General features: G+C 45.6%; 16 protein-coding genes. 11 read left to right on the forward strand and 5 right to left on the reverse strand.

Going from position 1 to position 23,187, the window contains the following annotated elements; translation table 11 throughout:
• The first annotated feature begins 124 nt into the window (after positions 1 to 124).
• From AB4405_RS05205 to tldD, 8 genes are all read left to right on the forward strand, one after another.
• Positions 125 to 1,168 (forward strand): rod shape-determining protein, encoded by a 1,044-nt coding sequence (locus tag AB4405_RS05205; protein ID WP_102469850.1) that lies wholly within the window; start codon positions 125 to 127, stop codon positions 1,166 to 1,168.
• Positions 1,169 to 1,229: 61 nt separating this feature from the next.
• Positions 1,230 to 2,093 (forward strand): rod shape-determining protein MreC, encoded by an 864-nt coding sequence (gene mreC, locus AB4405_RS05210; RefSeq protein ID WP_372059907.1) that lies wholly within the window; start codon positions 1,230 to 1,232, stop codon positions 2,091 to 2,093.
• 17 nt (positions 2,094 to 2,110) lie between these two features.
• Positions 2,111 to 2,599 carry a rod shape-determining protein MreD gene (mreD, locus tag AB4405_RS05215; protein ID WP_372059908.1) on the forward strand — a complete coding sequence of 163 codons (489 nt, stop codon included), beginning with the start codon at positions 2,111 to 2,113 and terminating at the stop codon, positions 2,597 to 2,599.
• Positions 2,589 to 3,185: a nucleoside triphosphate pyrophosphatase gene (locus AB4405_RS05220; protein ID WP_372059909.1), complete on the forward strand. Its 597-nt coding sequence runs from the start codon at positions 2,589 to 2,591 to the stop codon at positions 3,183 to 3,185. The genes mreD and AB4405_RS05220 overlap by 11 nt, the downstream gene beginning before the upstream one ends.
• A 16-nt stretch (positions 3,186 to 3,201) precedes the next feature.
• Positions 3,202 to 4,671 carry a ribonuclease G gene (rng, locus tag AB4405_RS05225; protein WP_372059910.1) on the forward strand — a complete coding sequence of 490 codons (1,470 nt, stop codon included), beginning with the start codon at positions 3,202 to 3,204 and terminating at the stop codon, positions 4,669 to 4,671.
• A gap of 10 nt (positions 4,672 to 4,681) precedes the next feature.
• Entirely contained in the window at positions 4,682 to 8,581 is a 3,900-nt protein-coding gene (locus AB4405_RS05230) for a YhdP family protein (protein ID WP_372059912.1), read from the forward strand.
• 4 nt (positions 8,582 to 8,585) lie between these two features.
• On the forward strand, positions 8,586 to 9,419 hold the full coding sequence (locus AB4405_RS05235; protein ID WP_372059914.1) for a carbon-nitrogen hydrolase family protein: 834 nt from the start codon (positions 8,586 to 8,588) through the stop codon (positions 9,417 to 9,419).
• Between the two features lie 13 nt (positions 9,420 to 9,432).
• Positions 9,433 to 10,872, forward strand: coding sequence for a metalloprotease TldD (gene tldD, locus AB4405_RS05240; protein WP_372059916.1), 1,440 nt, complete (start codon positions 9,433 to 9,435; stop codon positions 10,870 to 10,872).
• Between the two features lie 108 nt (positions 10,873 to 10,980).
• Here the strand turns inward: tldD and AB4405_RS05245 are convergent, their stop codons facing one another.
• Complete coding sequence (locus AB4405_RS05245; protein WP_372059918.1) at positions 10,981 to 12,357, reverse strand: PhoH family protein; 1,377 nt, start codon at positions 12,355 to 12,357, stop codon at positions 10,981 to 10,983.
• Positions 12,358 to 12,847: 490 nt separating this feature from the next.
• On the opposite strand from AB4405_RS05245, the gene rapA reads away from it, so the two are divergent.
• From rapA to AB4405_RS05260, 3 genes are all read left to right on the forward strand, one after another.
• Entirely contained in the window at positions 12,848 to 15,757 is a 2,910-nt protein-coding gene (rapA, locus tag AB4405_RS05250) for an RNA polymerase-associated protein RapA (protein ID WP_102469859.1), read from the forward strand.
• A 123-nt stretch (positions 15,758 to 15,880) separates the two neighbouring features.
• Complete coding sequence (rluA, locus tag AB4405_RS05255; RefSeq protein WP_372059920.1) at positions 15,881 to 16,618, forward strand: bifunctional tRNA pseudouridine(32) synthase/23S rRNA pseudouridine(746) synthase RluA; 738 nt, start codon at positions 15,881 to 15,883, stop codon at positions 16,616 to 16,618.
• Between the two features lie 46 nt (positions 16,619 to 16,664).
• Positions 16,665 to 17,657, forward strand: coding sequence for a D-2-hydroxyacid dehydrogenase (locus tag AB4405_RS05260; RefSeq protein WP_372059922.1), 993 nt, complete (start codon positions 16,665 to 16,667; stop codon positions 17,655 to 17,657).
• Between the two features lie 86 nt (positions 17,658 to 17,743).
• On the opposite strand, the gene AB4405_RS05265 is transcribed toward AB4405_RS05260, so the two are convergent.
• From AB4405_RS05265 to argR, 4 genes are all read right to left on the reverse strand, one after another.
• The gene (locus AB4405_RS05265; RefSeq protein ID WP_102469862.1) at positions 17,744 to 18,184 is read right to left on the reverse strand and encodes a universal stress protein; all 441 of its coding nucleotides are present in this window, start codon (positions 18,182 to 18,184) and stop codon (positions 17,744 to 17,746) included.
• 81 nt (positions 18,185 to 18,265) lie between these two features.
• Positions 18,266 to 20,845 (reverse strand): TRAP transporter permease, encoded by a 2,580-nt coding sequence (locus AB4405_RS05270; protein WP_372059924.1) that lies wholly within the window; start codon positions 20,843 to 20,845, stop codon positions 18,266 to 18,268.
• Between the two features lie 247 nt (positions 20,846 to 21,092).
• Positions 21,093 to 22,061 (reverse strand): TAXI family TRAP transporter solute-binding subunit, encoded by a 969-nt coding sequence (locus tag AB4405_RS05275; protein ID WP_102469864.1) that lies wholly within the window; start codon positions 22,059 to 22,061, stop codon positions 21,093 to 21,095.
• Between the two features lie 333 nt (positions 22,062 to 22,394).
• The gene (gene argR / locus AB4405_RS05280) at positions 22,395 to 22,865 is read right to left on the reverse strand and encodes a transcriptional regulator ArgR (RefSeq protein WP_102469865.1); all 471 of its coding nucleotides are present in this window, start codon (positions 22,863 to 22,865) and stop codon (positions 22,395 to 22,397) included.
• Positions 22,866 to 23,187 lie beyond the last annotated feature (322 nt).

Here is a 23,187-nt window from a genome sequence, read left to right on the forward strand (position 1 = left end):
GGAAACTGTAAGAAAATGGGGTTTTCCCCCCATGTTTCTGCCTCAATGCCTTGCTGATATGGCAACGCATTGGTACATTTAGTGCAATTTTTGTCTTCTCATTCTTGCAGGACGAGCGAAGAATATGTTTAAAAAACTGCGTGGCATGTTTTCTAACGATTTATCGATAGATCTAGGTACTGCCAACACACTGATTTATGTTAAAGGGCAGGGCATCGTACTAGACGAGCCTTCTGTAGTCGCTATTCGCCAAGATCGTGCTGGCTCTGCAAAGAGCGTCGCGGCCGTTGGCCATGCGGCTAAGCAAATGTTAGGCCGTACACCGGGTAACATTTCGGCCATTCGTCCGATGAAAGATGGCGTAATTGCCGACTTTTATGTGACTGAAAAAATGCTGCAGCATTTCATCAAACAAGTACACGACAACAGCGTTTTAAAGCCAAGTCCACGTGTATTGGTTTGTGTACCTTGTGGTTCAACTCAGGTAGAACGTCGTGCAATCCGCGAATCGGCTCTGGGTGCGGGCGCTCGTGAAGTGTATTTGATTGATGAGCCAATGGCGGCAGCCATTGGTGCCGGTTTACGTGTATCTGAGCCAACCGGTTCTATGGTTATCGATATCGGTGGCGGTACTACAGAAGTCGCCGTTATCTCACTGAATGGTGTGGTGTACTCATCTTCAGTGCGTATTGGTGGCGATCGTTTCGATGAAGCCATTATCAATTACGTTCGTCGTAATTATGGCAGCTTGATTGGTGAAGCAACCGCTGAAAAAATCAAACATGAGATTGGCTCTGCGTATCCTGGTGATACGGTCAATGAGATCGAAGTTCGTGGTCGTAACCTTGCTGAAGGTGTGCCTCGTAGTTTCAGTCTCAACTCAAATGAAATCCTAGAAGCGCTTCAAGAGCCGTTGACCGGTATTGTCTCTGCCGTTATGGTTGCTCTTGAGCAGTGTCCGCCAGAGTTAGCTTCTGATATTTCTGAAAATGGAATGGTATTGACGGGTGGTGGTGCATTGCTGCGCGATCTCGATCGTCTTATCACTGAAGAAACAGGCATTCCTGTTGTTATCGCAGAAGACCCTCTGACTTGTGTTGCTCGTGGAGGCGGTAAAGCGTTAGAAATGATCGACATGCACGGTGGCGATCTGTTTACTGAAGAATAATGGTTTCACTCTGGTTTTGGTGTGGTACTGAAGCTAGAGTCCACACCAGGATAATGAGTTCATGAAACCAATATTTGGTCGAGGTCCATCCTTACAACTTCGCCTATTTCTTGCGGTATCCTTATCAGCTGGCTTAATGCTGGCTGATAGTCGTTTAGATACCTTCTCCCACGTACGCTATTTACTGAATAGTGTGGTAGCCCCTATTCAATACACCGCTAATCTACCGAGAAGTATGTTTGATGGTGTGTATGAGCGCTTTAATACCCGCCAAGGTCTAGCTGAGCAAAATATTAACCTCAAACGAGAGGTTTTACGCTTAAAGAGCGATTTGATTTTGCTGGATCAATACCGAGAAGAAAATCAACGATTTCGTGATCTGCTTGGGTCGTCATTTGTACGAGACGAAAAGAAAATGGTCACGGAAGTGATGGCGGTAGACACCTCTCCTTATCGTCACCAAGTCGTGATTGATAAAGGAAAAACAGACGGTGTGTATGAAGGCCAACCTGTCATCAACGAAAATGGTATCGTTGGACAGGTGACGTTTGTGGGGGCTCACAATAGCCGAATCATGTTGTTAACCGATTCAAACAGTGCGATTCCCGTGCAAGTAATTCGTAATGATATTCGAGTGATCGCTTCTGGAAATGGATTGGTCGATGAGATTCAACTAGAGCATATTCCAACGAGCACGGATATTCAGCAGGAAGATCTTCTTGTTACCTCGGGATTGGGAGGCATATATCCAGAGGGCTATCCCGTTGCGTATGTTAGAAAAGTGCAGCGAGATAACCGACGCGAATTTGCCAGCATCATCGCAGAACCTGTCGTGGATTTTGATCGTTTACGATACTTACTGCTGATTTGGCCTAATCAAGATAGGCAGCAGCAAGAAGTTGAAGCGACACTTAATGCGGAATAAGAGACGAGAACTAGACTATGACTAATCGTGGATTTCGCAGCCAGTTAGTAATTGGTGTGTCATTACTGCTCGCGCTTACTTTACAAACCATCCCATGGCCAGGAGTGCTCGATTTTATTCGCCCTTCATGGCTATTGTTGGTGATGTGTTATTGGGTGTTGGCGTTACCGCATCGTATCAATGTCGGTACCGCCCTTGTTGTCGGCCTAGTATGGGATTTACTCGTTGGTTCGACCTTAGGGATTCGTGGCATGATGATGTCTATCATCATCTACGTAGTGGCACTGAATTTTTTGGTCCTTCGCAATATGGCGTTGTGGCAACAAGCAACGGTGATCGCTTTGCTTTCTATGGCCCTAGAGGTCGCAATATTTTTCGGTGAGTATTTGATCCAAGACGTAACTTTTAATCCAATGTCGCTGTGGAGTGGTTTGATTAACTGTATACTTTGGCCATGGATGTTTTTATTGTTGCGCCGCATGAGAAGGCATTGGCATGTCAGATAATTTATCACAATACGCTATCGTGTTAGCGTCGACTTCACCTCGACGCAAAGAGCTACTGACGCAACTAGGCTATGATTTTCATGCCGTAAGCCCTGATATTGAAGAGCTTAAAGGGGTGAATGAATCCGCAGAAGCATACGTTGAACGTTTATCACTAGAAAAAGCCATGGCGGGCTATGTGCTGGTGAATGTTGCTTCGCAGAATCCTGCCATCGTTATCGGCTCTGATACCGTTGTTGTACTGCATGGGCAAGTGCTTGAAAAGCCGAATGACTACGCTGATGCACAGCGAATGTTAAGCCAGTTATCGAATAATCAGCACCAAGTTTTGACGGCCGTAAGTGTCGTTGCTAAGGACAAGCAAACGTCTGTTATTGTAAAAACCGACGTCTGGTTCAAGCCATTAACTGAATACGAAATACAACAATACTGGTTAAGTGGTGAGCCGCAAGATAAAGCTGGCAGTTATGGAATTCAAGGACTCGGAGGGCGATTTGTCTCTCGTATCGAAGGAAGCTACTACGCGGTAGTAGGATTGCCACTCTATGAAACTGACCAGCTCCTGCAAGAATTTATAAATAATTAAAAATTGAGGTGCGCTCATGAGTGCAGAGCTGTTGCTAAACGTAACCCCTAGTGAAACGAGGGTTGCTATGATCGAAGGCGGAATCCTTCAAGAAGTTCACATTGAACGTGAAGCGAAACGCGGAATTGTAGGTAATATTTACAAAGGAAAAGTCAGTCGCGTTTTACCCGGAATGCAAGCGGCCTTTGTGGATATCGGCTTAGAGAAAGCAGCTTTTTTGCATGCCTCGGATATTGTTCCACATACCGAATGTGTAGCGGAAAATGAGAAAAAACAGTTTCAGGTACGAGATATTTCAGAGCTCGTGCGTCAAGGGCAAGACATTGTTGTTCAAGTGGTTAAAGACCCGCTTGGTACCAAAGGCGCCCGACTAACAACCGATATTACCTTACCGTCTCGCTACCTCGTCTTTATGCCAGGTGCTAGTCATGTTGGTGTGTCTCAGCGTATCGAGAGCGAAAAAGAAAGAAACCGACTTAAACGCGTTGTTGCTGATTATTGCGATGAAAATGGTGGTTTTATCATTCGTACTGCGGCCGAAGGGGCGAATGAAAAAGAATTGGCTCAAGATGCTCAGTTCTTGAAGCGTCTATGGCTAAAGATCAATGAGCGCCGCAAAAAATACAAAACACGCTCAACCTTATACGGTGAGTTGGGTTTAGCACATCGCATTATTCGTGATTTTGTTGGAACCGAATTGACTCGTATTCAAGTCGACTCCCGTCTTATCTATGAAAGCCTAAAAGAGTTCACTCATGAGTTTGTGCCTGAAATGGAATGCTTGCTTGAGCTTTATGAGGGTGACAAACCTATCTTCGATATGTACGACACGGAGAATGAGATTCAGCGTTCATTGGAGCGTAAAGTCAATCTAAAATCCGGTGGCTACCTGATTATTGATCAAACGGAAGCCATGACGACCGTTGATATCAATACTGGGGCGTTTGTAGGACGAAGAAACCTCGAAGAAACTATTTTTAACACCAACGTTGAAGCGACCCAAGCGATTGCTAGGCAGTTAAGACTACGAAATTTAGGTGGCATCATCATTATCGACTTTATCGATATGGGTATAGAAGAGCATCGCCGCCGTGTCTTAGTGTCGTTAGATGCGGCGCTGGCAAAAGATCGAGTGAAAACCAATATCAATGGCTTTACTCAGCTTGGACTTGTTGAGATGACCCGTAAAAGAACGCGTGAAAGTATTGAACATGTTCTTTGTAGTGGTTGTCCAACATGTGAAAGCCGTGGTTCAGTAAAAACCGTTGAAACGGTGTGCTATGAGATCTTGCGTGAGGTAACCCGAGTAAACCGTGCCTATGATGCGGATAAATTTGTTGTCTATGCCTCTCCAGCTGTTGCTGAAACATTGGAAGGCGAAGAGTCTCATGCCCTTGCAGAACTTGAAGTCTTTATTGGAAAACAGGTTCGTATTCAGGCTGAACCTTTGTATATTCAAGAACAATTTGATGTTGTTATGATGTAATGAGTAGTGTGTGAGTCCTCGCGTTAATCAATTAGTACGTTTTTTTCTTTGGATATTGTTGACCGTATTGGTGTTACTTGCCTGTGCGGTCACAATGTTGCGTGTCACTTTACCTCAATTAAACCGAATTCAACCCGAAATCGTTTCTTGGATAAATCAAGGAAGCGGATTCAATGTGTCTATCAGTGATGTTCGTGGTTTCTGGCGAAACACCCACCCCTCTATTTCGTTGCAAGGTGTTGCGGTGAGTCTTCCTAAAAGCGAAGACAGCAAGTTAGAAGTGAACAACCTAGAACTTGAATTTGATTTAGTCCAGACCATCATTCAACGTCAGCCTGTTATCGCCGATATGTCGATAAACGGTATGATTTTGGATGTACGAACCGTTGATCTTCTTCACTCGTCAAACAATCAAAAATCAGTCGACCCTGCTAACGTTGAGTCGGCAGAAAATGGTGAGCAGATCCTTAACCGCCTTGATAATTTATTGCTAAGGCAGCTCGATCGTTTCTCTGTGGCTCAATCCACGATTTTTTATAAGGCGATATCAGGTGATACACGTCAACTGGATATTGAAAATCTGCAATGGCGAAATGAAAATGACCGACACCTTGCACAGGGGACCGTGTCTATTGCGGATGCAAATTTAGACTCGCTTGAGGTTCGTGCTGACTTTGTTGATAACGGCTCACTCACTGATGTCACGGGGGAGTTCTATGTCACGGTTGATAAGATGTCAGTATCGCCATGGCTTAGTGACGAAATTAGTCAAAAAACAGGCATTACGGGTGGGGATGCAAGCCTGCGCGCTTGGCTAACTCTTGAGCAAAGTAAGGCCAGTGATGCGTATGTTGAGGTATTACCCTCTGAGTTGGCATGGCAAAGAGACGGGGTTAGTAATCAGATTGTGCTGGAATCTGCCGTGCTTCATGTACACCCATCAGAAAAGGGTTGGCAGCTTAATGCCCATGAAATCCAGGCGAGAACGAACGATACTCCATGGCCAGAATTAGATATTGCTCTGGATTGGAACAGACAAAACCAATGGCGAATGAACGCTTCTCAATTAGATATCAATGCCTTAAAGCCGCTCGCATCTTTAATGCCAGATACGACGGTTAAAGAGTGGTTGGATAAGCTGAATCCGGGTGGACGCATTGAAAATATCCGAGCCACTCAACAAAATGGTGCTGAGTCTTTGCTGTACTCCGCGAGTTTTAGGCAGCTGTCGCTCTCCCAATGGGCATTACTTCCTGGCTTTTCTCATGTCTCCGGTAGTGTTGCCGGCAGTGTGAACAAAGCGGATGCGACGGTGATGGTGGTCGATGACAAATTTCCTTACGGAGATGTTTTCCAAGCCCCGCTTAATATCAAGCAAGGCTTAGTCAATATTCATTGGGAAAATAATGGTGAAAAGGGCTGGTCGCTATGGTCTGATAAAGTGACGGCCGCCACCTCTGATATTCAGGTATTGGGAGCGTTTCGACTTGATTTCCCTAAAGATAGCAGCCCATTTTTGTCATTTTATGCCGAAGCCGATTTGTATAATGCGGGGGAAACGTGGCGTTATCTTCCAACCCTTGCGCTTGGGCAAAGCCTAACCGATTATTTATCCGCTGCTATTCAAGCGGGACACGTCAATACGTCGAAGTTACTTTGGTACGGCCAGCTTTCCGATTTTCCGTATAAAAAACATAATGGCATGTTTCAAGCGTGGGTGGGGTTACGCGATGCTAAATTTAGCTTCGATACCAATTGGCCACCATTGACCGATTTGCAACTCGATTTGCTGTTCCAAAATGAGGCGATGCACATTGACTCGAAAGCCGCCACGCTGATGGGGGTGAAAGGTAAGAGGATTACTGGACGCATTCCCGAGCTTCGTGGTGATGGTCATTTGGAGATTGAAGCCAAGGCCACTGGTAGTGGTAGTGCGGTACGCGATTACATGATGTCGACACCGTTAGTCGGCTCTGTTGGTGCTGCGCTGACTGCGGTGCAAGTAAGCGGGAAGGTTGACGCGGATTTTCAGTTGTACATTCCGTTTTCTGGTGACACGACGCCGTCTCGTGCTTGGGGCGCTGCAAAACTGAAAGACAATCATGTCGAGATTGACGCACCACCGATGACCTTAGAGAAGGTATCAGGAAGCATTGCATTTGATAACGATGTCATCAACGCTAAAGGCTTATCCGCGACCTTGTTGAATCAGCCCATAACCCTAGACTTTAATGGCCAGAACTCCGGTAAAGGCTATGGTGTCGATCTTGATGCTATAGGCGATTGGAATATGGGGCCATTAGAACCCTATGTCGGAGAGCGGTATGTCAGTGGTTTAAAAGGGCACGCCCCTTGGAATCTGGAAGTGGATCTTCAGCTCAATGACGTTGGATTTACTTATCAATTGGATCTCAATGCTAACTTGGTGACGATTGCGAGTGATTACCCCTATCCATTAAAGAAAGCATTTGGTGAATCAGGAAAAGCAAGGTTACAGGCCTCTGGTAACCAACAGGCGATTACAGCACGATTGCAGCTTCCGTCTGTTAAATACCAAACTGAGATTGATATTACCAAGGAAACGCCGGTGCTTAAGGCAACCAATCTCGTGCTTGGTAAGGGCGGTTTTAAGATAAGCCCTATTGTTGGACACGATTTCCAGATACGTTCCGATCGCTTTAACTTGGACGAATGGAGTGCCTTAACTAAGCAGCCAGCAAGTACTAAAAAAGCCATGCTGGATGACTTAAATACACCTACAATCCCCTTGCCAACACGCGTAAATATAGAAGCAAAGGAGTTTATGCTCGGGGGGATTGAGTGGCATGATGTCGACTTTAATGCGAGATATAAACAAGGTGGCTGGCAATTCGAACTTGATAGCCAAGAAGCAAAAGGGCAGGCAAATTACAGCGACGATAATCAACTTTATGTCGCCCTTCAACGACTGCATGTTTATTTACCGTCGCTCGCTGAATCTGCCAGTCCAGATGACTCATTGATTCTTCAAGATGATTTGTCAGCGCCACTGGTGAGTGATTTTGACCGTAAGCTCTTTAATGCCATTCCTGATACTAAGTTAGATATAAAAAACTTTTGGTTTCAAGGGTATAAAGTTGGTGACGTGGATATGGATGTTGCTCGACAAGGCAACAAACTCGTTTGGAATAAACTTAACCTGAGCAGCGGCAGTAACAAGGTTCGTATCGATGGTAGCTGGATGGTTGCCGGACAGCAAAATAAGACCCAGGTGAATCTAGAGGTTGAAGGTGAGAATAACAGCGATCTAATGGAACGCTTCGGTATTACTTCCGGTATTCAAAAAGCGCCTTTTGAGCTTAACTCAAAACTGACTTGGGATGGCGCGCCTTGGTCGATGAGAATTGATACCGTTAATGGCGACATTGATACTAAGCTCGGCAAAGGCGTGATCTCTGATGTCAGTGGTGCAGCGCGTCTATTGGGATTGTTTAGCCTTGATTCGATCATTCGTAAGATGCAATTAGATTTTACAGATGTCTTCGATAAGGGGATGGCCTTTAATTCCATTACCGGTAGCGGAAAAATTAGAGACGGGATGTTTGTTACCAATGATATCGAGATGGATGCGATTGCTGGTGATATGAAAATCAAAGGGTTGGCGGATCTTACTTCACAAACCGTGGATGCAGAGGTCAACTTTACCCCGGATATGACCTCAGGGATTCCGATTATTACTGCCTTTGCTGTGACGCCGCAAACGGCATTAATCGTATTGGCTGTCACGACCGTGATCTCTCCGGTTGTGGAGGTGGTGACTCAGGTTAATTATGCCGTGAAAGGGCCACTTGCATCGCCTGAAGTCAGTGAAATATCGCGTACAAAGGGCGAATACAAACTTCCGGATAACCTAAAAAAGGAGCAAAAGTAATCCCATGAGCAAGGAACGCTTCGGTATTATTCAAATGACCTCGGGCCCAGACCCTAAACAGAATCTTGCCTTTATCGACGAGCAAGTTCAGCTTCTTGCCCGTAAAGGGGCGCGTTGGATCTTGACACCAGAAAACTCGTTGATATTCGGAAAAAGAGAAGACTATCATTCTCACGCCGAGTGGCTGGGTGACGGTAAGCAGCAACACCAGCTTGCCGATATTGCTAAGACACATGCCGTTAATTTGATCATTGGTAGCTTTCCCATTCGACAGTCCGCTACGGAAGTGACCACCACGACATTAGTTTTTGACAGTAATGGGCAGCGACTAAATCACTATGATAAGCTGCACATGTTCGATGTCGATGTGGACGATGGATTTCAACGCTACCGTGAATCTGAGACGTTTAAAGCAGGTACCGATATTGCGATGGTACCTGTTAACTTTGGTGCGATTGGCCTAACGATTTGTTATGACTTGCGCTTCCCACATCTCTACAGTGCATTAAGAGCGCAAGGGGCAAGCGTGATTGTCGTACCGGCTGCCTTCACTGCGGTCACGGGGCAAGCTCATTGGGAAGTATTGCTTCGAGCAAGAGCGATAGAGAACCAATGTTGGATCGTCGCGGCTAACCAATGTGGCACCCACCCATGTGGCAGAGAAACGTGGGGCCATTCGATGGTCATTTCTCCATGGGGTGAGGTGCAAGGCCAACTCGGCAATCAAGTGGGTACTATCATTGCCGATTTAAATTTTGATGTTGTTAAAGAAGTCAGGCAAACCATGCCTGTTGCGAAGCATATTCGCTTTGAACAACACCTACACTCATTACGATAATAAGAGTACGAATATGGAACGCATAGAAGATGCGCTACTTGGGCCTACTGGTCTAACTGAGCAAGATATCGAAGCTACACTCGCAAGTATTGCGACTCGCCAAATCGATTATGCAGACATTTATTTTCAGTCTAGTTGGCACGAGTCACTCGTCCTTGAAGACAGTATTATCAAAGACGGTTCTTTTAATATTGATAGGGGTGTTGGTGTACGTGCAATCACGGGGGAAAAAACCGGTTTTGCTTATTCTGACCAACTGACCCTTAATGGGTTGAAGCAGAGTGCCATTGCGGCTCGAGGCATTGCTCAACAAGGGAAAAATGCATCGGTTAAGGCGCTCACTCGCCATGATAACCAAGCTTACTATGCGGCAGTTAACCCACTGGAAAGCTGGGAAAAACAACAGAAAACCGAATTACTGAAAGAACTTGATGCATACATCCGTACCAAGGAGCCTTTGGTGAGTGAGGTTTCCGTCAGTTTAAGTGGTGTGTATGAGCAAATGCTTGTCGCTGCAACTGACGGCACCTTTGCTGGCGATGTGAGACCTTTAGTCCGTTTATCCATTAGCGTCTTAGCTCAAAAAGGCGATCGTCGTGAGCGTGGTAGTGCTGGTGGCGGTGGACGTTATGGTTATGATTTTTTCATCTCAGATGAAAATGGCCGACAGGTCGCTTACCACTATGCCGATGAGGCCATTCGTCAAGCATTGGTTAACCTAGAAGCCATTGATGCCCCAGCGGGTACTATGCCGGTCGTGTTAGGCTCTGGCTGGCCAGGTGTTTTGTTGCATGAAGCCGTCGGCCATGGCTTAGAGGGTGACTTTAACCGTAAAGAGTCATCGGTATTCTCGGGAAAATTGGGCCAACAAGTGACCTCAAAACTATGCACTATTGTCGATGATGGTACGCTAAAAGATTTACGTGGCTCTTTGAACGTCGATGATGAAGGTGTACACGGCCAGCACAACACGCTGATTGAAAATGGTGTGCTGAAAGGTTACATGCAAGATAAGCTCAATGCTCGCTTGATGGGCGTGAATCCAACCGGGAATGCACGCCGAGAATCATACGCGCACCTTCCTATGCCGCGTATGACGAATACTTACATGCTGCCTGGCCAACATACCCCAGAAGAAATCATTTCTACGGTGAAGAAAGGCTTGTACGCCCCTAACTTTGGTGGTGGTCAAGTGGATATCACCTCAGGTAAGTTCGTGTTTTCAGCATCAGAAGCGTATTTGATCGAAGATGGTAAGATCACCACACCGGTCAAAGGTGCGACCTTGATTGGCTCTGGCATTGAAGCGATGCAGCAAGTGTCGATGGTGGGGAATGATCTTAGTCTTGATCGCGGCGTGGGGGTCTGTGGTAAGGCAGGACAAAGCGTGCCAGTCGGTGTAGGCCAACCAAGCCTAAAAATCGATGCACTGACGGTCGGTGGTACTGACTAGCCTCTTTTCTATTAAAAAATCGCGGTTTTATACCGCGATTTTTTTTGCAATCAAATCAGGTAACGATCATCATCTTGCAGGACCCAGGACCCAGGACCCAGGACTCATTTACAAATTCTCTTCCGCATATTCTGCCAACCGGCTTCTTACCACGCCATTCAAGTGAATGTTGGCACTGCCGGAAAAGTTTTTAAACCGTTCAACCATATACGTTAATCCCGAAGTGACGGGCGTCAAATAATGAGAGTCAATTTGTGCTAGGTTCCCTGAACAGACGATTTTTGTTCCCTCTCCGCAGCGAGTAATGATGGTCTTTATTTGAGAGGCTGTCAGGTTTTGGCATTCGTCGAGCAATACAAAAGCATTTTGTATAGAGCGACCACGCATAAAGTTAATGGATTTAAATTGGATATTGGCCTTATCGCAAATGTACTTTAGGGAGCCTTCTGTGCAATGGTCGTGCTTATGTAGGGCCTCAAGTGTATCGGTGATAGCGGCCAACCATGGCATCATTTTTTCTTCTTCACTACCGGGAAGAAAGCCAATGGATTCACCGATATCCGGGGTATTGCGCGTTACGATAATTTTATCAAACATACTACGCTCAATCGTCATTTCAAGTGCCGCGGCCATGGCGAGTAGGGTTTTACCACTGCCGGCTGCACCCGTTAGGATAACGAGATCAATGTCGGGGTCAAGTAAGGCGTCCATCGCCATACCTTGGTAGATGTTTTTTGGTCGAATTCCCCAAGCCTGGCGAGTTAACATACGTTCTTGGCTAAGGTCTTTGATGGTGATGTCTTCATCATGGAGGTCGGCAACTCGGCCGGCAAAGTCACTTTCTTCATCAATGACATATTGATTCGCATAGGATGGTTCAATGGCGTGCTTTTCAAAGGTGTGAAAGGTTTTTCCGCCTAACACGGTGGTTTCGACGTTATCAATACCGTCCCAAAATACGCCAGGAACTGTCTGGAAACCCTTACTCAAATATTGGACATCATCAATGAGTTGATCGGTGCGATAATCTTCAACATGCAGGACCCCTGCGCCTTTTGCTCGCAGTCGCATGTTAATGTCTTTGGTGACTAAGATAATATCGCGCGGTGCCCGCTTGTTTTGTAAATAAAGCACGGCGTTAAGGATTCGGTTATCGCCTTCTTTGTCGGCAAATGCCTTGAAGGTTTCTTGAAGCATATAGTCCGCGAGTATCGAAATGGTGCCTGTTGCTTGTTGGTCGTGAGAAAAAGGAATACCTTCTGAGATTTCATCTGGCGTGGCATCTTTGAATATATTTTCAAGTGCTCGAATAGCAACGCGGGCGTCACGAGCGACGTCTCGTTTACTGTCTTTGATACGGTCGAGCTCTTCTAACACTGTCATCGGTATGACAACATCATGTTCTTTGAAAGAGTAGATAGCGAAGGGTTCGTGAAGAAGGATATTAGTGTCGAGAACAAAAAATTTACGGTCGGTGTCGCCCATAGAGTCTCCTTGCCGCATTCCGCGACTGTCCTAGTAAGCTGCTCACAGCTGAGACGAATCAGGCTTTGGATCCTCGCTGGCTCGTCTGTGTGCACGGTGAGTCAACTTTGGTTGCTTCAATCAAAATAAAACGAGATTGAATCTCTTATCCTTGTATACGTTCAAAATATCAACTTTGATTAACATTTATGTAACGTTTACATTTTGAGTATAAGCGAAAAAAATCACCTTACCGTTAACAAATGCCACTATTTTTTTTCAGTTTGATGTCAACGTGAATAAAACAAAAAAAAGTGCGCTTTTCCGTGCAATTGGCGTGACCTAAATCACGCCTTCAAGTAAGATTAGCGACCTTTCATCAAAGGGTAGAAATGCGCAATTTTTGTGTCATCATCTACTATTATTTGGATGGTGTTATGTGCTCGATATTAATGCAGAGCTACCATCAAAATAACCGCAAAGACATCTAAAAGAGTGAGGTATTCGTTCTATGACATTTGCTTTAGGGCAGCGCTGGATTAGCGATACGGAAAGTGATTTAGGTTTGGGTACCATCGTCGCAATGGATGCGAGAACAGTATCAGTGATGTTTGCTGCATCAGAAGAAAATCGAGTTTATGCACGTAGTGATGCTCCGGTAACCCGAGTCATTTTTAATGTCGGCGATGTTATAGATAGCCAAGAAGGCTGGTCTTTAGAAGTTGCAGATGTGTCTGAAAATCAAGGTGTCTTGACGTACATGGGTACGCGACAAGATACGCAAGAAACAGACATTGCATTGCGTGAGATTTTTCTTAGCAACCACATCCGTTTTAATAAGCCTCAGGATAAGTTGTTTGCTGGTCAAATAGACCGCATGGACAATTTTGTGTTGCGTTATCGCGCATTGACTAATCAATACCAGCAACATAAAAGCCCAATGCGCGGCCTTTGTGGAATGAGAGCAGGTCTGATTCCTCATCAACTCTTTATTGCTCATGAGGTCGGTCGTCGATACGCCCCTCGTGTACTATTAGCCGATGAAGTAGGACTGGGGAAAACAATTGAAGCCGGCATGATCATTCACCAACAGGTGTTATCGGGTCGCGCTGAACGTATCCTTATTGTGGTGCCAGAAACACTTCAACATCAATGGTTAGTTGAGATGATGCGTCGTTTCAATCTGCATTTCTCCATCTTTGATGAAGAGCGTTGTATTGAGGCATTTGCTGAGGCTGAAAACCCATTTGATACCCAACAATATGTCCTGTGCTCTCTCGATTTCTTGCGTAAAAGCCGTAAGCGTTTCGAGCAAGCGCTTGAGGGTGAGTGGGATCTACTTGTTGTTGATGAAGCGCACCATTTAGAATGGAGCCAAGACAAACCAAGCCGACAATATCAAGTCATTGAGGCATTGGCAGAGCAAACGCCGGGCGTTCTATTGCTCACCGCAACACCTGAGCAATTGGGGCGTGAAAGTCATTTTGCACGTTTACGCTTGCTCGACTCAGATCGCTTCTTTGACTACGACGCATTTGTTAAAGAAGAAGACCAATACGCGCCGGTAGCAGACGCCGTTACGGCATTATTTTCTGGTGAAAAACTGGCGAATGAAGCTAAGAATCAAATTACAGAATTATTGTCAGAACAAGACGCAGAGCCATTATTTAATGTGCTCGAGAGCGCCGCGGATGACACCGAGAAAGCCATTGCACGTCAAGAGCTTATCGATAATTTAATGGATCGCCATGGTACTGGCCGAGTATTGTTCCGAAATACGCGAGCTGCCATCAAAGGTTTTCCGACACGTAATGTCAACCTAGTTCCGATGCCGATCCCTCAGCAGTACACGACCTCTATGCGAGTGTCTGGCATGATCGGTGGCAAAATGGCACCTGAAGCTCGCGCAATGAAGATGCTGTATCCAGAAGAAATCTTCCAAGAATTTGAAGGCGAAGATTCTAGCTGGTGGCAGTTTGATTCACGTGTGAATTGGTTGATTGATAAGATCCAAGCCAAACGTAGCGAGAAGATTCTAGTGATCGCTTCACGTTCAAGCACTGCGTTGCAACTTGAACAAGCTCTTCGTGAGCGAGAAGGCATCCGTGCTACGGTATTCCACGAAGGCATGTCAATTTTAGAGCGTGATAAAGCCGCTGCTTATTTTGCACAAGAAGAGGGTGGGGCTCAGGTTCTTATCTGTAGCGAAATAGGCTCGGAAGGTCGTAACTTCCAGTTCGCTAATCAATTAGTGATGTTTGACCTACCTTTTAACCCAGACTTACTAGAGCAGCGTATTGGGCGTTTGGACCGTATTGGTCAAAGCCGCGATATTGATGTGCATGTCCCTTATCTTGAAGGGACATCGCAAGCGATCCTTGCTCGTTGGTTTGATGAAGGCTTGAATGCCTTTGCTGAGACGTGCCCAACAGGCCGCATGGTCTACGATCGTTATCAAGATGCCATCGTCAATATGCTGGCATCGGGTGACGTGACTGAGCTAGACGAGGTCATTGAAGGATCTCGACACTATAATCAAGAGCTGAAACACGAGTTGGAACAAGGACGAGATCGCCTATTAGAAATGCATTCTAATGGTGGTGAGGCCGCGCAAAAAATTGCGGATGACATCATGGCAACCGATGGTGACACCAATCTGGTTACTTTTGCTTTGAGCTTGTTTGATACCATTGGACTGAACCAAGATGACAAAGGTGAAAATGCCCTTGTTGTCACACCGTCTGAGCATATGATGGTACCGAGTTACCCAGGTTTGCCTTATGAAGGGGCGACGATCACCTTCGATCGTGATACGGCGTTGTCTCGTGAAGACATGAACTTCATTAGTTGGGAGCACCCAATGATCCAAGGTGGTATTGACTTGGTAATGAGTGAGGGTGTGGGCGCGTGTGCAGTGTCTTTGTTGAAGAACAAGGCGCTGCCTGTCGGAACGATTTTACTTGAACTGGTTTACGTGGTTGATGCTCAAGCACCGAAACGCAGTGGTATCAGTCGCTTCTTACCACCTGCTCCAATCCGACTTATGATTGATGGGCGTGGTAATGACTTATCTGCTCAGGTCGAGTTTGAGGGCTTCAACCGTCAGCTCAGCCCGGTAAACCGTCATCTTGCGAGCAAGCTGGTGACCTCCGTGCAGGCAGAGGTAGTACGCCTAATTGAAACCGGCAACGGTATGGTTGAATCTAAACTGACCGCAGCGAAAGAAGAAGCACACAAATCGATGTACAGCAGTTTGAATGGTGAACTGGAACGCTTGCAGGCGCTTAAAGCGGTGAACCCAAACATTCGCGATGAAGAAATTGAAGCGATTGATGCTCAAATTAAAGCATTGGATGGTTATATTAATAACGCTCAGCTTCAGCTAGATTCACTGCGTCTTATTGTTGTGAGTCATAACTAACGCTTAGTCAGCATAATGCGATGCTAAGGCGGCGCTGTGTATTTTTGGCTTTGTTAAAATGAAGGTAAACTGTAAAAGGTTTACCTTCATTTATATCTATCCCTTTTTGTTTTGGTATTCACTATGGCTATGATCAGCTACACCCCCCCCACTGACCCTTGGATTGACATTGTCTATGAGGATGAGGATATCCTTGCCGTGAACAAACCATCAGGGTTGCTATCTGTACCAGGACGAGCAGAAGAACATTACGACAGCATGTGGAGTCGCTTACATGCCGAGTACCCTGATATTCAGGTGGTACACCGCTTAGACATGTCAACTTCTGGGTTGATGTTGTTGGCAAAAAACAAACCGGCAGAGCGGTCAATAAAGAAGCAATTTCAATATCGACTCACTCACAAGGTGTATTATGCCCGCGTTTGGGGAACACCAGAAAACAGTGAGGGCCTGATTGATGAGCCGTTAATCTGTGATTGGCCAAATAGACCAAGGCAGAAAGTCTGTTATCAAGATGGAAAGCCATCGCAGACGTATTACCAAGTGGTTGAGGTTGATGATAAAACCAGTATTGTTCGCCTATTTCCTATCACGGGTCGCTCCCATCAACTGCGTGTTCATTTATTGGCAATTGGGCATCCGATTGTGGGTGATGAATTTTACGCACATGAGGAAGCGATGCAGTTCTCAGAGACGTTGGGTCTACATGCCAGTGAGCTCTCCTTCTATCATCCAGAGAGCTTAGAGCTGAGTTCTCTCTTTGTGCCTTGTGATTTTTACCCTCAAGCGACGCAAATGGTGATTGAACACTTTGACCCTGCATCTGTTTTACCGGATTATAAGACATTGCCTAAATGCTAATACGGCCATAACAGTGTTGTCGGTCGTTGCTATTCGAGGAAAACCAATGGCCGATAATCATCACTCTTTCGATACTAATACTCGTACTAAGATTGTATTTCTAGATCGTGACACTATCCCTGCACATATCTTAATTCCTTCGCCATCATTCCCGCATCAATGGGTGTCATACCCTGAAACAGCGTCGCCAACTCTTGCAGAACGCATTGCCGATGCCGATATTATCGTCACTAATAAGATCCCCCTTAGTGCTGACGATTTATCCTGCGCACAAAAGGTTAAGCACATCGCCGTGACCGCAACCGGCGTGAATAATATCGATTTAACGTATTGTCAGTCTCGTGGGATCAGCGTGTCGAATATTCAAGGTTATGCGACACGTTCCGTACCAGAACATGTTATTGCATTGCTGTTTACTTTATTTAGAAACCTTCCTGCTTATCACAATGATATCGCTCAGGGTGAATGGCAAAAACAGGGTAAGTTCTGTTTTTTTACTCACCCAATTCAAGATGTGGCTGGGGCAACACTTGGCATTATTGGTTCAGGCGCATTAGGTCAAGCGACCGCCAAGTTGGCCAGCGCTATAGGGATGAAGGTTATCTTTTCTGAGCGAAAAAATGCGCCAACTACGCGTCAGGGGTATGTGGATTTTGAAACGGTTTTGCGACAATCCGATGCGGTGTGTTTGCTGTGCCCTCTGACGGAACTTACTCAGGATCTAATTGCTGAAAATGAACTCGCGTTAATGAAGTCGTCAGCGGTATTAATCAACACCGGGCGGGGAGGTTTAGTGGATGAACAAGCCTTGGTGAAGGCTCTTATTACAGGGAGTATTGCTGGGGCTGGTGTGGATGTCTTTACGCAAGAGCCAGCATTACCGAGTAATCCTCTTATTGCCAATATGCACTTGCCGAATTTAGTGTTGACGCCGCATGTTGCGTGGGGAAGTGATTCTTCTATCCAGCGACTCTGCGACATACTTATTGAAAATATAGACGCTTTTTGGCAAGGAAAAAACACCAATCATGTGGTTTAGTGAATAGGCTTGCAAATAGAAAAGGTAGCCTAAGGCTACCTTTTATTCATTACATGGTTGATGACAACGGCGGGAATGATTGTCAATTAATCAGACTGTGGTTTCACAACTAAGACATTAATTGGCGAGTTTTGTACGACCTTACTCGCCACGGAACCTAAAACGACTTTATCGATCTTTGAGCGTTTATGGCTTGGCATAACAATCAAGTCTGCACCTAACCGTTCTGCATAATCTAAGATGGTTGCATAAGGCTTGCCTTCAGCAACGTGGACTTTAAAGATCACTTCATCGTCAATATGTTGATTAGCGAACGCTTTTAGCTGTGCCTTCACGTCGCTCTTCATCTTGGCAGCGGCATCTTTGGGAAAATAAGTGGCCACCATCGACATGTGAATGCCTGGCAGTACATTGAGAATATGAATCTCAGCGTTTGAATGCTTGGCGTGCCAGACCGCAATCTCGACGGCTTTATCAGAAAAGCCTTTATCATTTAGATCGACAGGAACAAGGATTTGTTTATACATGTGATTTCTCTTCTTAATTCACGCGAGGTGAGGTCGCTTTATCCTTTTTAAGGCTCCACCACATGTGGAGCCTTATCCGTCTTATGCGCTCAATGCTTCCCTACGAGCACGACGTTGTTGGTTCATGGCCATCGCAAGTAGGATGAGTAGGGCTGGAACAAACATCCACTCTTTCATTGGACGCTCTGCATCTTGGACAATGGATTTGATTTCCCAATCAAAATCTAAACCAGATGCCTCAGCTGGGCTGCCAAACTCCACCATATCGATGATCATTTTACCGTCGTTTTCTGTCAGCATTAGGCCCATTGAAGCAATGCGATCTTCTGCTGTTACTGCGTCATCTTCAAATGGTAAACGTACCGCCTTCTCGAGGTATTTGCCCTCTAGCGTTTCACCTGCCACTCTTAATTCGATGGATTGTCCAACATTCAACGTCTTAGTGATTTGCGCTATCTCAACTCCTGGTGAGAAAACCTTGGCTGGATAGACCATATCCCACCAAAAACCTGGGCGGAAGAAGGTAAATGTTAAGACGAGCAGTAATACGGTTTCCCACCACTTATTTTTGGTGAACCACCATCCTTGCGTCGCTGCCGAGAATATCAGCATGGCAATAATGGAAGAAATGACCGTTAACGCGAGGTGCCACCAAGAATCAATCCCCATCAATAATAACTGGGTATTGAAGATGAACATAAAGGGTAAAATGGCGGTACGAATATCATACATAAAGCCTTGAATACCCGTTCTTATTGGATCGGATTTCGCGATGGCTGCAGCAGCAAATGCGGCAAGTCCAACAGGCGGTGTATCATCGGCTAAGATACCGAAGTAGAACACAAAGAGGTGAACGGCAATTAATGGGATAATCATCCCGTGCGCGGCACCGAGGGTGACAATAACGGGAGCCATCAGCGTGGATACGACAATGTAGTTGGCCGTCGTTGGTAATCCCATCCCCAAGATAAGACTGATAACCGCGGTAAACAACAACATGAGAATGATACTGCCGCCAGAGATGAACTCGACAAAATCAGTCATGACAAGGCCAATGCCCGTCAGTGTTACGACGCCAACCACGATACCCGCTGCCGCTGTCGCCACACCAATGCCTATCATGTTACGCGCACCGGATACCAAGCTCTCAGCAAGATCATTAAAGCCTACTTTTGTTTGCTGTGCGACGTCACCGGATTGACTCATTAGTGCAATGAGAGGACGCTGGGTGATGAGAATAAAGATCATGAACACGGTTGCCCAAAAGGCGGATAGGCCCGGAGAAAAGCGTTCGACCGTCAAGCACCATACCAAAACGACAATCGGTAATAAGAAGTGAAGCCCTGACTTAATGGTTGGTCCGGGATCGGGCACTTCTGTTAACTCTGCATCTATATCCATTCCGCCTTCTTTGGCATAGCGAGCGGAAATTCGTAATAGGGCCACGTAAGAGATCAGTAATGCTACACCGACGATAGGCGTTGCGGCTTCACCAAAGACGCCTTTAGTCCAACCCACACCGTAGTAGACCGCGGCGCTGATAACACATAAGCCGAGTATTGTGCCCGTAAACGACAAGAGGCTTTGTACCAAGGTAGGATTATGACGACGCGGTAATCCGGTCATGCCTGCTTTACAAGCTTCTAGGTGAACAATGTAAATTAAGGCGATGTAAGAAATAAGAGCAGGAAGCAAGGCTGCTTTGATGACTTCAACGTAGGAGATGCCCACATACTCGACCATCAAGAAGGCCGCGGCGCCCATAATTGGTGGAGTAAGCTGACCGTTGGTCGAGGCTGCCACTTCGACTGCACCCGCTTTGGTTCCAGGGAAGCCAACACGCTTCATGAGAGGGATAGTAAATGTACCCGTGGTCACAACATTGGCAATGGATGAACCAGAAACCAGCCCTGATAGACCCGACGCAACAACGGCGGCTTTTGCTGGGCCACCACGCATATGCCCTAATAGAGAAAAGGCGACTTTTATAAAATAAGCCCCTGCGCCAGCACGTTCTAGCATGGCTCCAAATAGTACAAACAAGAAGACAAATGAGGTAGACACGCCAAGTGCAACACCAAATACACCTTCAGTGGTGAGCCAGAGGTGTGACATGGCTTTATTTAGGCTTGCTCCTTTGTGAGCGATAACGTCAGGCATGTGTGGACCACCAAACGTATACAGCAGAAATACAGCGGCAACCACCATAAGAGGTGGCCCTAATGCACGTCGTGTCGCCTCAAGTAATAGGATCATTCCAGTGACGGCTGCCACAATATCCATGGTTGTAGGCGCACCAGAGCGCTCAGCAAGCTGGGTATAAAATAAATAGATGTAGGCGGCAGAAAAGCTACCTAGTAGTGCTAACACCCAATCTACAGCAGGAATGCGATCTCTTGGTGATGATTTCATCGCAGGGTAAGCCGTGAATGCGAGGAAGATAGCAAACGTCAGGTGTATTGAGCGTGCCTCAGTGTCGTTTAGGACAGCAAAGTTGAAAATAAATGGTAGCGGAGAGGCGTACCAAAGCTGAAAAAGTGACCAACATAGTGGAACAAACCAGAGGATTTTTGCTGGTATTCCTTGAGGGCTTCGCGCTCCGGTATCGGATTGTGCGACCATTTCCTGCACATCTTGCGACGGTTGTGATGTCTGCGTCATGTACTTTATCCTTTATTATTAATGGTCCAATGTTTCCCAACAACGGATTAAAACCATAATTCGCATTTAACAGTGTAGTCAATGTCTGCGAAGGAATGGTTGTTGTTGTGTTTAGTTTGGCTCGAAAATCGTGGGCTGTGAACGGTGAGCCCAAATAGCCTCACCAGATAAGAAAATCTGGTGTCTGTTAAGTCTTTGTATATGGTCTAGAAAGTAGTAGGGAAGCAATGCTTCCCTACTCGGTATGTTACTTAAGAAGACCGACTTCTTTGTAGTACTTTTCAGCACCTGGGTGAAGAGGAATCGAGATTCCAGCTTTTACCATGTCTTCTTTCTTCAGGTTTGCGAATGCTGGATGCAGACGCTTGAAGGTGTCAAAGTTTTCAAATACCGCTTTTGCCACGTTGTAAGCCACTTCATCTGAAACATCAGAGTTTGTCACCATTGTTGCCGCTACACCGAAGCTTTTTACGTCTTCATCCGAACCGCGGTACATGCCAGCTGGTACTGAAGTGTATGCATAGTAAGGGTTAGCCGCTACGATCTCATCGACTTCAACGCCGGTCGCTGGGATCAGGCGAGCATCACAAGATGTCGTTGCTTCTTTGATGGATCCGTTTGGATGTCCAACCACATACACGAACGCGTCAATCTTGTTATCACAAAGTGCTTGTGAGCGTTCTGAACCTTTAAGCTCAGAGGCAAGTTTAAAGTCATCGTTAGTCCAACCCATTGCGTCCATAACAACGCCCATTGTTGCGCGGTCACCTGAGCCTGGATTACCAATATTGACTCGTTTGCCCTTTAGGTCTGTCACGTTTTCAATGCCAGAATCAGCACGAGCAATGATGTTGAAAGGTTCGGTATGCAGCGAGAACATAGCACGAAGTTTTTTGTAAGGACCTTGGTCTGCAAATTTACTGGTACCGTTATAACCATGATATTGCCAATCAGATTGAACAACACCAAAATCTAGTTCACCAGCACGCATGGTGTTCACGTTATAAATTGAACCGCCAGTAGATTCGACAGAACAACGAATGTTGTGATCCTTACGACCTTTATTTACAAGCTTACAAATTGCACCACCAGTAGGGTAATAAACACCGGTGACAGAGCCTGTACCTATCGTGATGAATTCTTGAGCCTGAACAGTGCCAGCGCCCATGACGACGGCTGCAATTGCGCCGACTTTAATTAGTTTCTTCAATGCCATGAATTTCCCTTCCTTTATTCATTACTAACTCTGCATAACTATAGTCGTCTTCAGAGGCTTCCTATGCGGAAACGGCATCTTTTTCAATCCGTTTGTTGAAAAAGTAGCGCAATCATACCAAATAAATTGGAAGAAAATTATCATATTGTTAATAAAGATAGGTGATTTGTCTGTGCTAGAAGGTGAGCTAGGAATTATTGATGTAATATGTGTATGTTTTAAAACAATGACTTAAGTGATTTTTTGGGAGGGAAATCAGATTTTTAAAGATGTGATGTGTATCACGGACTAGGGGGTTCCGTGATACATTATTCTGAATGTTACCGTTTGAAATTACCCAGCGTACTCAAATAAATCACAGACAGAATCAAATAATTGTTCAGTGGTGATATTCAAAGTCGGGGTGATAAAAATGGTGTCATCACCAGCCACAACACCGAGGATACCTTCGGCTTTCCCAAGAGAATCTAACAATCTTGCGATAAGTTGTGCAGCCCCTGGCCCGGTATGAATCACCACAATGGCATTGTTATGATCAATATCTAGAACCAATTCACGTAATGAGCTCGATACGGTGGGAACACCGAGTTCTGCGGGTAAGCAGTACACCATTTCCATTTTGGCATTTCGTGTTCTCACTGCGCCGAACTTTGTGAGCATGCGTGACACCTTTGACTGGTTGATGTTTTCAAACCCTTCAATTTTTAGTGCATCGACGATCTCACCTTGTGAGCCGAAACGCTCTTCTTTTAGGAGTGCTTTAAAGGCACGAATGAGCGTATCTTGTTTATCATTATTGCGCATAAACGCCTCTTAATTTTGTCCGACAAGCAGTGATCCATCTATTGTTGCACAGAACCCGTTTATTGACCAAATAATCCAGAGTTTCTGTCGACAATATCACGATAATATATTGTCGAACTAAGCGTTATAACCTCATAAAAACCAAGAAGAAAATAAGGTTATTATCGAGAACGATTCATGCTAATTTAGTAGCACGTATTTAGTGAGGTGCGCAACCTCGCAAAGCTGAGGTTAATTGATTGTAATCAATTGGTGAATATTATAGATTTTCTCTAATTGATGAAAAATTACCCTACAAAACTATTAATAAGAGATATCGTCT

This window comes from Vibrio sp. 10N.261.51.F12 (assembly GCF_041471725.1).
Classification (GTDB): Bacteria; Pseudomonadota; Gammaproteobacteria; order Enterobacterales; family Vibrionaceae; genus Vibrio.